The sequence below is a fragment of the Niabella aquatica genome, assembly GCF_054779315.1.
The window spans coordinates 93539-109620 of the sequence record NZ_BAAGYM010000004.1 but is presented as its reverse complement, the minus strand read 5'-3'; the positions used below and the strand labels follow the sequence as shown (position 1 = coordinate 109620).

Annotated in this window: 16 protein-coding genes; 10 read left to right on the top strand and 6 right to left on the bottom strand. The window is 41.2% G+C overall.

The genetic code is table 11. From position 1 onward, the window contains the following. Positions 1 to 35 precede the first annotated feature (35 nt). Entirely contained in the window at positions 36 to 866 is an 831-nt protein-coding gene (purU, locus tag ACYVBM_RS04220; RefSeq protein ID WP_460684376.1) for a formyltetrahydrofolate deformylase, read from the top strand. A gap of 36 nt (positions 867 to 902) precedes the next feature. On the opposite strand, the gene ACYVBM_RS04215 is transcribed toward purU, so the two are convergent. The 6 genes from ACYVBM_RS04215 to ACYVBM_RS04190 all read right to left on the bottom strand — a co-directional run bounded on the left by ACYVBM_RS04215 (position 903) and on the right by ACYVBM_RS04190 (position 8105). Next, positions 903 to 1868, bottom strand: coding sequence for a bile acid:sodium symporter family protein (locus ACYVBM_RS04215; protein WP_460684375.1), 966 nt, complete (start codon positions 1866 to 1868; stop codon positions 903 to 905). A gap of 6 nt (positions 1869 to 1874) precedes the next feature. Continuing rightward, positions 1875 to 3791, bottom strand: a complete 1917-nt coding sequence (locus ACYVBM_RS04210) for a TlpA family protein disulfide reductase (RefSeq protein WP_460684374.1) — start codon at positions 3789 to 3791, stop codon at positions 1875 to 1877. 157 nt (positions 3792 to 3948) lie between these two features. Next, the gene (locus tag ACYVBM_RS04205) at positions 3949 to 5847 is read right to left on the bottom strand and encodes a TlpA family protein disulfide reductase (protein WP_460684373.1); all 1899 of its coding nucleotides are present in this window, start codon (positions 5845 to 5847) and stop codon (positions 3949 to 3951) included. 271 nt (positions 5848 to 6118) lie between these two features. Then, on the bottom strand, positions 6119 to 7066 hold the full coding sequence (plsX, locus tag ACYVBM_RS04200; protein WP_460684372.1) for a phosphate acyltransferase PlsX: 948 nt from the start codon (positions 7064 to 7066) through the stop codon (positions 6119 to 6121). A 199-nt stretch (positions 7067 to 7265) separates the two neighbouring features. Beyond that, positions 7266 to 7460 (bottom strand): 50S ribosomal protein L32, encoded by a 195-nt coding sequence (gene rpmF, locus ACYVBM_RS04195; RefSeq protein ID WP_460684371.1) that lies wholly within the window; start codon positions 7458 to 7460, stop codon positions 7266 to 7268. A 102-nt stretch (positions 7461 to 7562) separates the two neighbouring features. Next, positions 7563 to 8105, bottom strand: coding sequence for a YceD family protein (locus ACYVBM_RS04190; protein WP_460684370.1), 543 nt, complete (start codon positions 8103 to 8105; stop codon positions 7563 to 7565). 335 nt (positions 8106 to 8440) lie between these two features. Between ACYVBM_RS04190 and ACYVBM_RS04185 the strand changes: the two genes are divergently transcribed. The 9 genes from ACYVBM_RS04185 (at position 8441) to ACYVBM_RS04145 (ending at position 16078) form a co-directional block, all read left to right on the top strand. Continuing rightward, positions 8441 to 9946: a MiaB/RimO family radical SAM methylthiotransferase gene (locus ACYVBM_RS04185; RefSeq protein WP_460684369.1), complete on the top strand. Its 1506-nt coding sequence runs from the start codon at positions 8441 to 8443 to the stop codon at positions 9944 to 9946. Between the two features lie 15 nt (positions 9947 to 9961). Next, complete coding sequence (locus ACYVBM_RS04180; protein WP_460684544.1) at positions 9962 to 10084, top strand: GxxExxY protein; 123 nt, start codon at positions 9962 to 9964, stop codon at positions 10082 to 10084. 95 nt (positions 10085 to 10179) lie between these two features. Beyond that, positions 10180 to 11445, top strand: coding sequence for a sigma-54 interaction domain-containing protein (locus tag ACYVBM_RS04175; RefSeq protein WP_460684368.1), 1266 nt, complete (start codon positions 10180 to 10182; stop codon positions 11443 to 11445). Further along, entirely contained in the window at positions 11426 to 11959 is a 534-nt protein-coding gene (gene lptE / locus ACYVBM_RS04170) for an LPS assembly lipoprotein LptE (protein WP_460684367.1), read from the top strand. The genes ACYVBM_RS04175 and lptE overlap by 20 nt, the downstream gene beginning before the upstream one ends. Before the next feature lie 11 nt (positions 11960 to 11970). Beyond that, positions 11971 to 12783, top strand: coding sequence for a hypothetical protein (locus tag ACYVBM_RS04165; RefSeq protein ID WP_460684366.1), 813 nt, complete (start codon positions 11971 to 11973; stop codon positions 12781 to 12783). Between the two features lie 2 nt (positions 12784 to 12785). Next, positions 12786 to 13154: a preprotein translocase subunit SecG gene (secG, locus tag ACYVBM_RS04160; RefSeq protein WP_460684365.1), complete on the top strand. Its 369-nt coding sequence runs from the start codon at positions 12786 to 12788 to the stop codon at positions 13152 to 13154. A gap of 160 nt (positions 13155 to 13314) precedes the next feature. Further along, positions 13315 to 14340 (top strand): endolytic transglycosylase MltG, encoded by a 1026-nt coding sequence (mltG, locus tag ACYVBM_RS04155; protein ID WP_460684364.1) that lies wholly within the window; start codon positions 13315 to 13317, stop codon positions 14338 to 14340. After that, positions 14337 to 15305 carry a YihY/virulence factor BrkB family protein gene (locus ACYVBM_RS04150; RefSeq protein WP_460684363.1) on the top strand — a complete coding sequence of 323 codons (969 nt, stop codon included), beginning with the start codon at positions 14337 to 14339 and terminating at the stop codon, positions 15303 to 15305. The genes mltG and ACYVBM_RS04150 overlap by 4 nt, the downstream gene beginning before the upstream one ends. A 173-nt stretch (positions 15306 to 15478) precedes the next feature. Then, positions 15479 to 16078, top strand: coding sequence for a DUF4126 domain-containing protein (locus ACYVBM_RS04145; RefSeq protein ID WP_460684362.1), 600 nt, complete (start codon positions 15479 to 15481; stop codon positions 16076 to 16078). Positions 16079 to 16082: the final 4 nt, after the last annotated feature.

Here is a 16082-nt window from a genome sequence, read left to right as displayed (position 1 = left end):
AATACTAACATCTAACGTCTAAAGTCTAAAAAAACATGGTTATACTGTTACAATGCAGCGACAGAGTAGGATTAGTAGCTGATATCTCTTCGATTATGGCAGCAGCCCATCTCAATATCATATCGATGAAGGAATATGTAAATGTGAATGAAAACCGCTTTTATATACGCCTTGAAGTGCAGGGCGATACGGATCTTACCCGGCTTCAGGAGCAAATAAAAATAAAGCTACCCGCCGATACAGATATAAGCATCCGCCCCTACGAAAAAAAGAAGATCGCCTTACTGGTTACCAAAGAGCATCACTGCCTGGGAGACATATTGTTAAGGCATCACTTCAACACCTTAGGAGCAGAGGTGCAATGTGTTATAGGTAATTACGATAACCTTAAAGCACTCACACAAAAGTTCGACATTCCTTTTCATTATATAACCCATGAAGGTAAAGAGAAACATATTTTTGAACATGAGATCCTTGAAACACTTGCGCGGTATGAATTTGATTATATTATACTGGCCAAGTTCATGCGTATCCTCTCTCCTGAATTCAATTCAAAATATGCGTCGCGTATTATTAATATCCATCATTCCTTTTTGCCGGCATTTATTGGTGCACACCCATACAAGCAGGCCTATGAAAGAGGTGTAAAGCTAATTGGTGCCACGGCACATTTTGTTACAAATGTATTGGATGAAGGCCCTATTATTACCCAGCAGATTATCCCGGTCAATCACGCTCATTCTGTAAAAGACATGATGCGACTGGGCCGGGAAATTGAAAAATCCTCACTGGCTCATGCACTGCAACTGGTATTACAGGATAAAGTGCTGGTATATCATAATAAAACGATTGTATTTGAGAATTAATACCAACATAAATAATCAGCAAAGCTATGCCGGATTTTATTTTTTATTTTTTCGCGAAAGCCGGCCAGCTATAATACTGATAATAAATATCTGTAACGCATGAAAAAGCATCAGGGGAAGCAATATGATACCGGCTGGCATTGAAGCCGGAAAAAGCACCTTGGAAAAAACAGTGCCGTGTACCAGCGATTTTTTGGTTCCGCAAAACTGAGCAGTGATCTGGTCTTCCCTGTTAAATTTCATATAATGCGCCAGCCATCCTGTTAAAAAATAAACCACAAAGAAAAGCACCATTACAGCTAGCGTAATCAGCAACAGGTCGGCCCAGCTTACTGTGCTGAAAATATTTTTTTCAAAGGATTCGGCAAAGCTTTTGTAAATGATCAGCAAGATCACTGATTTATCAAATAAAGTAAGATAGCGGTTAAAACGAACCGTGTAATGGTGTAAATAACGCTGCAGTCCAATTCCAAGCACCACCGGCAATAGTATTTCGGTGAGCAGCTTCAGATAAATATGGCCCAGGTCAAAGCCTGCAGCTGTTTTTTGCAGGAACAGTCCCATCCATAGAGGGGTAACAGCAATACCTATTAACCCTGAAATGCTTGCATTAAAGATAGCAGCAGGGAGATTCCCTTTTGCTATAGATACCATTACAACCGAAGAAGATACAGTAGAAGGCAATGCTGCTAAAAACAAAAAAGCCAGCCATAGCTGGCGATATGTTATTCCCGCGAGCGGATAAAAAGCGATGATAATTAAAGGAAATAAAACAAAGGTGGAGAGTTGTACCAGCAGGTGCAGCCTCCAGTTTTTCAGGCCTGACCTGATCTTATCCGGGCTGAGTTTTAACCCATAAAAAAAGAAGATCAGAGAAACACCTACACTGCCCATAGCATCCAATGGCACTTTACTGTTCTCACTTCCCCACTGTGGAAAAAGCCATGCTATTGCTACAACTAAAATAATAGCTAATACGAATTTGTCAATTTTAAATTTCACGCTTCTTTACTTTGATAACTCAATCATAGCCGAAAGCCTCCTGAGAAGAACTTCTTCTTCTTCCCAACCAACGGATTTGAACTTGATCTTTCCATCTTTACCAATCACAATCTTTGTAGGAATGCCGAACACCCCATAGCTCTTTACCACTTTGTCTTCACTATCCATCAGCACATCTAAAGCCTGATATTTTCTTTTTAAAAGAAATGCCTTTACAGCATCGGCACTCCCTCTTTCCAACGTATTAACATAAAAGAATTGTATGTCATTATCATTTTTATATTGTTGCTGCAACTTCATCATACCAGGGAACAGGGCAATACAACTACCGCACCATGTAGCCCAAAAATCCAGCACAACAACTTTGCCTTTATAATCTGCCAGGTTTATGTTGTTGCCGTTTAAATCAGATAAGGAAAACTGCGGAGCGGTTTTATTTAATATCTGTGTTTTTAATTCAGCCAGCGTTTTTGCATACGCTTCATTCTTCAATCCGTAAAGGTATTCATCAAAATCGTTGCCGGTGTTTTGCATTTTCACAAACTCTTTCTTTAACATTTGTATTGCTTCATCAGATGCTTTACCCTTTTTTACAAACTTTTCGAGTTCGGCAGTATATTGTTTAGAGTTATATATTTTTTCTGCCAAAAGGAAATATGTATTGTTATAATCCAAACTGTTCCCATCCGAAAGCCTGATGGCAGACTCTTTCGCATACGCAAACCCTTTTTTATACGCTCCCATCTTATATAATATTTTAGCGTATGTATTAGCGTACATAGCATAACGTTCTTTCCTGCGTTGCTCCCATTGGCGCGCTGTTAAAAAATCCGGCTTGGCAATAGTAGGTTTCAGCCATTCCTTTTTAGCATACATTGTTGCAGCTAAAGAAATGCTGTCCGCAAACTTTAAGTTCACTCCTGTTTCAAACAATTTTTCAGCCGCATTTTGAAAAGATTCAGCAAGCATTTCTTTATCAGTTACTGTACAGGCAATTAGCCTGAAGTTTGAAAAATCGTTAGCATCTATGTACAGTTGAAGCAGTTTTTGTTTAAGATTGTTTATGGTAGAGTTGTACCTTTCTCTATTTTGAGCAGTATCGGCTATCGCAACAATCTGCTTTAAAACGACCAGCTTTTCTGCAATAGTTCCAGATTCAGAAAATTTATCAGAAAAATAATATGGCTCTGTTTCATAGTTATTGTTCTCAGTAGAAGGATATTTTTCTCTCCTGATCGTAGCAATAAAAGCGCTTTGCTGAGGAAGCTCTGCAATGTCATAAAGGCTTTCCACCATCATATAATCTACTTTATCCTTCAGTCCGGCCTTAATTGCCTGTTCAATTTCTTTTTGAATTAGTACAACAGCCGATTCTTTATTTACCCTCTTTCTAAATAAAAAATAACTTTCCAGATGATAAACATCTTTTTTACTTGATGGGTACAGCTCATATTCTTTTTCATAACCGGCTATGGCTTTTTCATAACTATTGGCAATGCCCAATAAATCACCAGCTAATCCGTCTGTATAAAAAAATGCTTTATTCAAATAGCTGTTTTGTACAACGCTTGTTTCATTATGTAAATGTACAAGGTACCCATTGCCTTCATTTGTATCAACATTTTCAGCAATGAGAAAACCAAAAGCCAGGAAATTAGCCGCACTATCTGTTTTTACTTTGCCTATCAGCTTCCCCTTCTCCTGTTTCAGTGGGATGTCTATTACCCGGTAATGTCCATTAAGTGAAAATTGCAGCACATAAGCATCAGGCAATTGCTTTATGTCAGCCAGTTCGCTGCCCGGCATATACTGAAAAGTTATTTCCTCACCTGGCTTAGGCTTTTCAGGAAAATGAATGAAACGCTCCTGCCCAAAAGCATATATTGTAAGCAGGCAAAAAACAACCGGGCATATTTTCTTCATACACATTTTTTAAAACGCTCAAAAGTAATAAAAAGCAGCCCGATATTCTATTACGGGAAATTATTGGAGGCATAACATTAGCTGAATGTAAGGGTGCATCCATACACTGCCTGTCCGGTTTGCGCCTGTTTGAAAAAACCTCTCGGAATACGAACCATCAGTTGGCCAGCTCTATCATTGCTGGTAACTCTTTATACAGATGGTCTTCTCCATCAAAACCAACTGCCTGAAATTTAATCCTGCCATCCTTACCAATAATAAATTTGGTAGGAATTCCGGACACCTCATAATCTTTTACCACCTTATCCTCGTTATCCATCAGCACATGAAAACTGTTATAATTGTTTTTAGTAATAAAGTCTTTTGCATTCTGCTCTTTGTTCTCTTCCTTTTGCCACGTATCCACGAATAAAAACTTTACATCCGGGTTATCCCTGTATTTTTCCTGCATTTTCTTCATGCCCGGGAAAGAAGCGATGCAGGGTCCGCACCAGGTAGCCCAGAAATCCACTATTACCACTTTCCCTTTATAATCAGCAAGGCTTACTTTTTTACCATCCAGGTCAGATAATGTAAACTGAGGTGCCGGCTGATCCAGTATCTGCTTTTTAAGATCAGCAATCATTTTAAGATGCGCTTCCTTTTCCAGGTTGGCTATGTATTGGTCAAACCCGGCATCTCCTTTTTTCTTTTTCACATACTGGTTTTTTAATATTTCTTTTATCTTATCGGAGGCCTTGCCGTCTTTCACGAATTTTTCAAGCTCAGGCACCAGTTTTGCCGGGGACAATATCTTCTCTGCAAGTAACGCATAAGTATTATTATAATCAGTATTATCACCTTTGCCGACTGTAAATGCAGCATCTTTTGCATAAGGCAGGCCTTTTTTCGCCTGGCCCAGCTGGTACAATACCATGGCATAAGTATCCGCATAAGCGGCGTAATTTCTTTTCCGGCTTTCTTCCCATTGTTTGGCCGTCATCATATCAGGCTTGGCTTCGGTAGGTTTTTGCCATTGGGCTTTGGCATAATTGACAGCAAAAGAAGCAAGACTTTCCGCATACTTTAAGCTGTCTCCTTTTTCCTGCATTTGCCACGCTGTACTGTTGTATTGTGTAGCTAAAAAGCTTTTATCTGTTATAGTTGATGCGAGGTTTTTATAAGCATCCCAGTTTTTGTCATTGAAATAGGTGTTCAGCAAAAAGCGCTGAAAATAGTTGATATAAGATTTATATTCCCCCTTGTTAGCTGCAGTATCTGCAACTGCTATCATTGCATTTAGAACCTCTTGCTTTTGTTCAGAGGAAGATGATCCATAAAATTTCTCATAAAACCCCATAGGGCTCACATCATCTTCTCCTGAAAATTTTTCTTTTTGCAGTCTGCCGATAAATGCATTCTGCTGTCTGAGGCCTGCCAGACTGTATAAAGATGCCAGCCTGGTATAATCTTCTTTTGCCTTAAGGCCGGCCTTAAGGGTATTCTCAATTTCAACCTGTATAGCGGCATTTCCTTTTTCCTTATCAATAGCCCTCTTGGCATTCAAGTAGCTGTTCAGGTATTTTGCTTTAGCTGATGGGTCAGCATTAAATTCTTTATCATAGTAAGCCACAGCCTTTGCTGGATTGGTTTTTATACCAAAATAATCAGGGCCATACTGCATATAAAAGCTGCCGGCACCGGCATAGCTGTTTTTCCTTGGATTTTCACCATCGTACAATGGTATCCAAAAACCTTCGTCGTTATTTGTATCGAACTTATTATCGATAGTAAAGGCAAATGCCAGGAGCGTAGCGGCCGTATCTGTTTTTATCTTACCTACCAGCTTTCCGTATTCCCGTTTAAGCGGAATATCAATTATTTTATTCCCTTTTGAAGAAAACTGCATTACATAGGCTTCGGGCATTTTCATAACCCCCGACAGATCTCCTCCCTGCGCATATTGAAAACTGATCTCTTCACCTGCTTTGGGTTTCGCCGGAGAAACACTGAAATTGTCCTGGGCAAAAGCCTGCAACGTAAACAGGCTCACTGCGATTAAAAGCACTTTTTTCATTTCTGGTTGTTTATTTAAGTTTTGGCAGCGCCCGTTACAAGGTAAAGTACTAACTTCTTTAAACTTTCAAAAATCCTGACATCTACTTAACATACGCCGCGTTTATCCCTATTGCTTTTCACTTTTATTGCTATAGCTTTTGGGGCCACCTCTTTGAGCAGCTTCGTGTCCTGGTGATTCTATATTCTTTCAATTACCAAACGGCATTATGCTTCGGAAACGCTACGGTTAAAATAAGCTTAAACGAGTCCTGTATTACTTTTTAATAAAATTACATATTTCCTATCGCATCTTTTACTTTTCCCAGTACGTCTGTATTCAGCATTTTCACAGCAACATCAATCATATTACTAAATGCAGTATCATGAGATATGCCGTGGCCAATGATCACCGGCTTTTCAACGCCCAGCACAGGCGTGCCACCGTATATCTCAAAATTGAACCGGTTCAGGTAAGGGTTATCAATATGCTGGCTCTGCGCTATATCATAAATAGATTCCGCCATTTTCAAAACCACATTTCCTGTAAATCCTTCACAAACCATTACATCGGCTTTGTGATTAAAAACGTCGCGGCCTTCCACATTTCCTATAAAATGAATCGCTTTATTAGCCTTCAGCATAGTATAAGCTGCCTGCGCCAGTATGTTTCCTTTTCCTTCTTCCTCTCCCACGTTCATTAATCCAACCTTCGGTTCTTCCACACCATAAATATACTTGCTGAATACAGCACCCATTACAGCAAACTGGTTCAGCTGTTCTGGTTTACAGTCGGCATTCAGCCCCACATCCAGCAAAAGCCCGGTGCTGCCATCCCGTTTAGGAATTACCGAAGAAATAGTAGGCCGTAATACACCCTCCACTACTTTAATGCTGAACATAGCGCCTACCATCATAGCGCCCGTATTGCCGGCACTGATAAAAGCATCAATTTTCCCCGCAGCCATATGTCTGAACCCAATTGCTATAGAAGAATCGGTCTTTTCTTTCAGGGCCCTGGTGGGATGCTCGTGCATATCAATTACCTGGGTGGTAGCTACCACCGTGTATTTACCGGCGGGCACCTCATATTCAGATAATAAAGGCTCTAAAAGCGTTTCATTCCCAAAAAGTACAAGGTGCAGCCCTTCAAAATCATTGTTTAAAAGATATTGCTTCGCCCCTTTCACGGCCTCAAGCGGTGCAAAATCGCCACCCATCATGTCAATTCCAATATTCATTTATATACTTTTATATTTTAGTCTGCTCGGGGCAAACCATAATTGGGTTGAGAGAGACGCGTTTTATATATGTGCTGCATTAAAACAGGAAGCACGAGCGTCTGATCTCAGGCTAAAATAAAAAAATTCCAGATACATCAGTCAAAACATGACTGGTAGTACATGGAATTCTCAAAAAATAATATAGAACTAACTAAACTCAGGCTTTAGCAGGCGCTTTTTCAGCTACTACCTTACCTTTATAGATCAACTTACCTTCGCTAACGTGTGCACGGTGGCGCACATGCGTTTCACCGCTGGTAGCATCAGTAGTTAAAGTTTGTGCTGTTGCTTTATAGTGTGTTCTGCGTTTTGCGCTTCTTTGCTGGCTGTGCCTGCGTTTAGGATTTGGCATAACTCTTTATTTAAATTCTTTTAAAAATGCTATTTAATAAATAATACTTACAATTGTTTTAAACCAGGCGTTTTATAAGTTCTTTCGCTGCCCTGGGAAAAGTTAATTTTTCTTTTTTTTAAATTGCTCCAGCCCTTTCCAGATAGGGTTTACATCCGGCTTGCCCGGCGCTTCATGCTCCAGCCTGTCAAGCATTTTCAGCGCTTCCTCATTGCACTGTGCGCCATTAGCGCTGCATATCTTGTGCATGGGAATGCTCAGGTTAATAAACTCATATATCCAGTTCTCCACGTTTATATGGCTTTCACCCCGGCTTATATAGTATACATCAGGGTCATCTTCCTGGTCATTCATCAGTTCCGGCTCTTCCACCATTTTCACGGTAATATTAAACTCATCCCACAAATTAAGCTTCAGATCATTATTACACCGGTCGCAGGTTACCATCAGACTACCGCCAATTTCAAATTTCAGTAACATAAAACTGCTTTTTTTATCCAAAAGCAATTTTACCTGGGCATCACAGTCAGTAAAATCCTGCTGCTGAAATGACTCAAAGAACTTATCTGTAATATGGTAGTGATATTCATGAATACCAGGTTTTAACCCCACAAATGCTATATCGTAATCCCTCCTGCTAGCCATAAAACTTCTTACCCCGAAAATAGAGCGTGCAAATGTACGAACATTTTTCGGAAAACAGGCTATTATACGCGATTATTATTTCCGGCTGTTATAAAACAATACAAAAATCCAGCTGCTATGGGGTTATGAGCCCTGGCCTTCAGCTGCGGCTTCATCCTTTTCATCAGGCAGCTTTGCGGCTGTGTAACATAACTCATCTAATTGATTGGCAGACAATAACAGTCAGATTATGTTCAACTTTTCAACTTCAAAAAAATTAAAACAACTGCCATCCTGTCATAAAGCTGTTGGAAATCGCCTATCTTTGCTCGCTTGAAACTCTAATAAGAAAATTAATGCTTGATTTAGTAGCCAATAAAATACAGGATGAAGCACGCCAGGGGGAAAGCTATGCTCCTTTTACTTCAGATCCTAACGAGTATAAAAAAAAATTTTATATAGAAAGCTATGGATGCCAGATGAACTTTGCCGACAGCGAAGTAGTAGCATCCATATTAAATAAAGAGGGTTTTGGTGCCACCCGGAATGTGGAAGAAGCCCAGCTGATCTTCATCAATACCTGTTCTATCCGTGAGAAGGCAGAACAAACTGTTCGTAAGCGCCTTACAGAATTTAAAAAGTTTAAAATGCAAAACCCCGGAACTTTAGTAGGGGTACTCGGCTGCATGGCAGAACGTTTGAAATCTAAATTCCTGGAAGAGGAAAAACTCGTGGATATTGTTGTAGGCCCCGACGCGTATCGCAGTTTGCCTACGCTGGTGGATGAGGCGGCCGATGGTAATAAAAGCATTAATGTATTATTAAGCCGTGAGGAGACTTATGCAGATATAGCGCCCGTTAGGCTTAATACCAATGGCGTATCGGCTTTTGTAAGCATTATGCGCGGCTGTAATAATATGTGTTCCTTCTGCGTAGTACCTTTTACCCGTGGCCGCGAACGCAGCCGCGATGCAGCCAGCATCATTAATGAATGTAAGGATCTGTTTGAGAATGGCTATCGTGAAGTAACCCTGTTAGGGCAAAATGTAGATAGTTATTATTACATACCAGCTTCCCCAAACCCCGAAGGAGAGGCTTTAGAATCTTCTAATACCAATGGCGTTTCGATATCATCAGCGGCTTCCCGGCTCAGCTCTCCGGAGGGCGGAGGAGCTATAACGTTCGCCAAACTTTTGGAAATGGTAGCACAAATCTCACCCTTATTGCGTGTAAGGTTTTCTACTTCTCACCCCAAGGATATTACCAGCGATGTATTACATACCATGGCTGCTTACGAAAATATCTGCAAGTGCATTCATCTTCCGGTACAAAGCGGCGCTACCCGTGTATTGCAACTGATGAACCGCACCTATACCCGCGAATGGTATATGAGTAAGGTAGATGAAATACGGCAAATATTGCCTGGCTGCAGCATCACTTCTGATATTATTGCCGGTTTTTGTACCGAAACAGAGGAAGAGCACCGGGAAACGCTCTCCATTATGGATTATAGCCAGTATGACCTCAGCTATATGTTCTTCTACAGCGAAAGGCCCGGAACACTGGCGCAGCGACGTTATAAAGATGACATTCCCCTGGACATTAAAAAAAGAAGGTTACAGGAGATCATTGAGAAACAAAACGAGCTTTCTTTGATCAGTTATAAAAAAGATGTAGGCAAAACCTTTACTGTTTTAATTGACGGCGACAGCAAGCGCAGCGCTGATGACTGGGTAGGCCGTAATTCACAAAACAAAGTGGCGGTATTCCCAAAGAATACTGCTGCATACAAAAAAGGCGACTATGTGAATGTGCTGATCAGCGATTGTACCCAGGCAACGTTGTTTGGGGAGATAGTGTAGCAATCTCATTGATTTATAGCCGACGTCATTCTGAATAATAAAGTTATTCTGGAGTTGAAAATTATTAAGGCGTTGGGAGATATTCATTGTAAACAAGTGCTGACTAATTTTAAAGTTGGCTATACTAATCAACTTTAATGTAACATTGTTAAAAAAGGTATCAACCGAATTGTAAATAAACTATAATCGCTGCGCCATCGCAACTCTGCGTTCGCTGCGTGAAACAGGCATTTATGGATCTACAAAGTATAAAAAACCGTTTTGGCATTATAGGTAATTCGCCGGAGTTAAACTATGCCCTGCAGGTGGCGGCACAGGTGGCCAATACCGATCTTACCGTTCTCATTATCGGGGACAGTGGCGTGGGTAAGGAAGCTTTTTCGTCTATCATTCACTCGTTATCATCGCGTAAGCATAACCCTTTTATTGCCGTAAACTGCGGTGCTATACCCGAGGGCACCATCGATTCTGAATTATTCGGGCACGAAAAGGGTTCTTTTACAGGTGCAGTGGATGCCCGGAAAGGGTATTTTGAAACCGTAAACGGCGGCACCATCTTCCTGGATGAAATCGGGGAAATGCCTTTGGGCACACAGGCCCGCCTGCTGCGGGTATTGGAAGCCGGTGAATACATCCGAGTGGGTTCCAGCAAAGTGCAGAGAACAGATGTACGCGTCATTGCTGCTACTAATAAAGACCTGCTGCAGTTAGTACAGCAAAACAAGTTCAGGGAAGACCTGTATTACCGTTTAAGTACCGTCCCCATCAGGGTTCCGTCGCTGGCACAACGCAAAGAAGATATTGTTTTATTATTCAGGAAATTTGCAGCAGATTTTGCCGACAAATACAAAACCCCTTCCGTCCAGCTGGAAGAAGATGCTAAAAATCTGCTCTTCACCTATCCCTGGCCTGGAAATGTGCGCGAGCTGAAAAATATTGCGGAGCAGGTATCCGTATTATCGCCCGAAAAAACAATAAGCGCAAAAGAGCTCAGCAGGTATTTACAGCCCTACTCCAATAACAGGCTGCCGGCGGTAGTTGCGCATTCAAATCAGCAGGAATTTCAAAACGAAAGAGAGATATTATATAAGCTCTTTTTTGATATGAAGAAAGATGTTAACGAACTGAAAAAAATGTTTCTGGAAGTTTTGCAGAATCCTGCTGTTGCAGAGCAAAATCCTACCTTCATTAATAATCTGAAAGATTTAAAATCAGGACATGATAATTTTCAGTCTCTGGCCCAGCCAATGCATATAGATCTGCCTGCCCCGGCAGCTATACAGCCGCAGGGATCGCCTATAACCATTGGCATGGACAATAACATCCAGGAACATGTAGAGGTAGAAGAAAGTCTTAATATTATGGATAAGGAAAAAGAGCTGATTATAAAAGCGTTGAAAAAACATAAAAGCAAAAGAAAAGATGCGGCGCTTGATCTGGGTATAAGCGAACGCACACTTTACAGAAAATTAAAAGAATATGATATTGAAGAGTTATAAAAAATTGCTCGTTTTTTCCTTTATTGCATCAGTACTCTTTCTTGCTTTTTCACAAAGCAGCTGTAAGGTCCGGTATGGGTTTCAGGACGCCAAGTCCATTCCTGATTCAGTAAAAATTGTAAAGATCAACCCATTTACGAATTCAGCTTCTTATATTAATCCAAGACTGGCTCCGGAGCTTACGGATAAACTGATACAGAAGGTAATGCGGCAAACCAAGCTGCAGATGACGCGGGGCGATGATGCTGATTGGGTTATAGATTGTAAAATCACCAGCTATAGCCTCTCTACTTCAGGTATATCTAACCAGCAGGTAAACAGTAACCGCCTTAATGTAGGCGTTAATATTATAGTAAGAGATAAGAATCAAAAAACAATAGGTAAATATGATGTAAGCACCCCTTTCGATTACTCAGGTACGCTTAGCCTTCAGCAGGCAGAGCAGGGTTTGCAGGAACAAATGCTCCGGGATATCCCCGATGCTATTTTTAACCGTATATTTTCAAACTGGTAATGAACAAGGGTATGAAACGTTTCAGCAATACACTATCCGATGCCGTATTGGGCAGACCATTAGAGGATTACAACCCCCAGGAGCTGCAAAACCTGGCGCAAAAATATCCGTACGCTGCTGCTATACAGCTGCTTTACGCGCAAAAACTAAAGCAAACAGGCAATGAGGCATACGCCACGCAGGCACAAACAACGTTTCTTCATTACAGTAACCCGCTTTTTATCAGCCATCTTATAGAAACAGATAGCCGGCCAGCTGGTATAAAAATAATACAGGAAGAAACCGCACTGGCCATAGAACAAAACATACTTCCTGTTGTCACAGAGATTGAAGAAGTACCTGCTGATCCTGCTCCTGCAACAGGCAAAAATACTGCTGAAGAAAAAAATACAGCCGATGAGGTTCCGCTACCCCCGTTGCCGGCTTTTAAAATAGAAGCTGCTGATCCATACAAAACAGAACTCGCTTTCACTCCTTATTATACCGTAGACTATTTTGCTGCACAGGGCATTAAATGGAATGAACAGGGTGTAAACGATCAGTTTGGTGTACAACTGAAAAGCTTTACAGCATGGCTGAAGCAAATGAAACGCCTGCCGGGGGCCACTGCCAAAACCAACATCACCTTAACCGAAGAAAAAAACATAGAACAAATGGCCGAACGCTCTATAAGCGGTGAAAATGCCGATACGGAAGCCATGGCAGAGGTTTGGGCTAAACAGGGTGATATTCAGAAGGCTGTCTCCGTTTATAAAAAATTAAGTTTGCAAATTCCCGCTAAAAGCGCTTATTTTGCAGCCAAAATTGACCATTTAAAAAGATAAACATGACGGTTTTATTTGTTATACTCATTATATTAGTCGCAGTTATTTTAGGTTTTATCGTATTGATCCAGAACCCAAAAGGTGGTGGCCTGGCAGGCAACTTTGCTGGTGTCAGCAGCCAGTTCATGGGTGTAAAACAAACAAACGATATCCTCGAAAGAGGCACATGGATCTTTGCAACGCTTATTGGTGTATTAAGTCTTTTGTCTACGTTCTTTATTTCAGGCGCTGATACTGCAACAGGTAACAAAGGCAGGTTGCAGGACATAGGCACGGCACCTGTACAACAACAACCTGCGGCAAAACCCGCCTTACCGGCTAACACTACTACCCTGCCGGCAACAATACCTGCGGCGGATTCGGGAAAATAATCAAATATGGTAGTGTTGCCGGCATACGCCTAATACAGCCACCAGGAAAATAAATTATTCTTAAACCTGTAAAGATTTCAAAGTCCTTACAGGTTTTTCATTTTTGCCCCTTTTTTGTTTTACTTTCACCTCGTTAAGAAAACATCAATATCATCTATAAATGAGTAAGCTTTTAAAGACAGCACTGATCATCCTACTAATAGCAATCGCTTTTTTTACATTTAAAATAGTGGGGCCGGCAACTAAAAAAACCGAAGATGGTTTTCTTTATATAAAAACCGGTACTACCATGCCTGAGTTAAAACAGCAACTCGTGAACGAAAATATTTTAGGCAGTATCACCTGGTTTAATATTGCCGAAAAATTTTTAAGCTTTGACAAGGTGAAGCCCGGGAAATACAGGGTTGATAGGGGTATGAGCGTTTTAACGCTTATACGCATGTTGCGAAACGGCAGCCAGACACCGGTTCATTTTGTAGTTACCAAAATACGCACCAAAGAGCAGTTGGCAGGCAGAATGGGCAAAGCCTTCGAATTTGACTCAACCCTCGCTATCAGCTATTTAATCAATAATGATTCCTTAAAAAAATATAATTTAGATACAAATACGGTAATGGCCGCCGTGCTTCCATTGACCTACGAAAATAAATGGAACACGACACCTGATATTATTTTTGAGAAGTTTTACACTGCTTATAAAATTTTCTGGACAGATGAGAGAAAACAAAAAGCGCAACAAAAGGACCTTACTCCTGTACAGGCCGCAACACTCGCCTCTATTGTGGATGAAGAAACTAATGCCTCAAAAGAAAAAGGAATTATTGCCAGCGCTTATTTAAACCGCATAAAAAAAGGCATGCCCCTGCAGGCCGATCCTACTGTAAAATTTGCTCTAAAAGATTTTAGCATCAAGCGGGTATTATTCAAGCATCTTTCTGTTTCATCGCCATATAATACGTACAGGAATAAGGGGCTCCCGCCGGGTCCTATTTGCACGCCGCAGCAGGCTACTGTTGATGCAGTGCTTAATGCACCGGAAACGGGATACATTTACTTTGTGGCAAGCCCGGCATTTGATGGCACTCATGTTTTTTCTGCCAATTACCAGGAGCATCTGAAGCTGGCGAAAGAATACCAGGAGGCATTAAATCAACGTTTCGGAAAAATTGAACCTGCAAAAAAATGAGTGTAGGCAAAAAAATAAAAGATAAGGTGGTGGGCACTGGTTTCTGGAAAAAAGTGATCGCGCAAAGCCGTTCAGAAAAGCTGCCCGGTTTCAGGAATGTTTCTTTATTCAATGCCATCAAAAGACTCAGGGAACATGTAATCTGGGACGACCTGATTGAACGGGCTTCTGCTATTTCCTTCAACTCAGCAATGGCCTTGCCCCCGCTGCTGCTTTTTTTGTGCACGCTTATCCCTATTATAGCCAATTTCAATTTTATCATTGAGCTTAATTTGATGGGGCAGCTTAAAACACTGATCGTTGACATCATTCCGGCAAGGTCCAACTATGAGCCCATACTCGCCTTTATTGATACTATTGTGGAAAAACCGAGGAATGCACTGTTATTTTTCAGTATCCTGCTTTCCATATTTTTCTCATCCAACGCGATGATGGGCGTTATGCGTTCTTTTGACCAGAAGTACCCGGGCTTTACCAAACGTAAAGGCTTTAAAAGAAGGCTGGTAGCTATTCGTATAACACTGACATTAATATTCCTCTTTATTCTTTGCCTGGCATTACTGATTGCTCAAAAATCAGTTTTAACATGGCTGGGAATTGAGAACCAGGTTCTGACCTCTATTTGGGAAAAAGCAAGATGGATACTTATTCTGCTACTTGTTTTCTTTATTATCTCCTACATTTATCGCCACGCGCCCTCGGTTGATGAAAAATGGAAGCTCTTAACTCCCGGTTCAGTGGTGGCCACCTGCCTCGTCGTTATTTGTACATTAGGATTTACCTGGTGGGTAAGCCAGTTTGGTACTTATAACAAACTATACGGATCGATCGGTACTATTATTTTTGTTTTGGTGCTGATCTTTTTAAACTCGCTGATCCTTCTGATAGGTTTCGAGCTCAATGCCAGCATTTATTCGCTTGCCAGGGGAAAAGAAAATAATGGAGCAGCGGATTATGGTTCATAGTCAATAGTACAGCTTGTATCAACTGGTAAAATTTGTAGCCCTGTGCCCCTTGCAGGAAACTCAACCGGGAAATGAATTCTTAATAAATTGATTTAACTTTATCTGTACAACTGGTCAGATCGTGACAGGTCAGGCCAGGCATTCATCCTGCTTTAAACAATTCAATACCCAATATGAGCTTTGACATACAGGCTATTACCGCCACTGCCTTAGGCATTGCACTTTCGGCCTGCTGCGGGTTCCGTGTATTTATTCCCCTTTTAATAGCCGGGCTGGCCAGCAGGTTCCATATATTCGGTTTTTCTGAAAGTTTCCAGTGGCTTTCTTCTACTCCTGCTCTTATAGCACTGGGCGTTGCCACCTTATTTGAAATTACGGCTTATTACATTCCTTTTATTGATAATATACTCGATACAATTGCCACTCCGTTGGCGGCAATTGCCGGAACTTTATTAGCTATATCTGTGATACCTGTAGATAACGAATGGATGAAATGGATGATCGGCATGATTGCCGGCGGTGGTGGCGCAGGACTGGTAGCATCCGGTACAGGCCTGCTTCGGCTGCTTAGCAGTAAAACTACTTTAGGCACCGGGAACGCAGTGGTAGCCACCGGCGAAAATACCGCAGCAATCAGCGGCTCTGTTTTGGCTTTTGTCATTCCGGTAATCATGGCAATACTGTTCTTATTAGCTTTTTATTGGGTGATCAAAAAACTGGTCCACCGGTTCGGGGGAAAAGCTCGTCACAGAGATATAGAAGAGCACTTATAAGCAA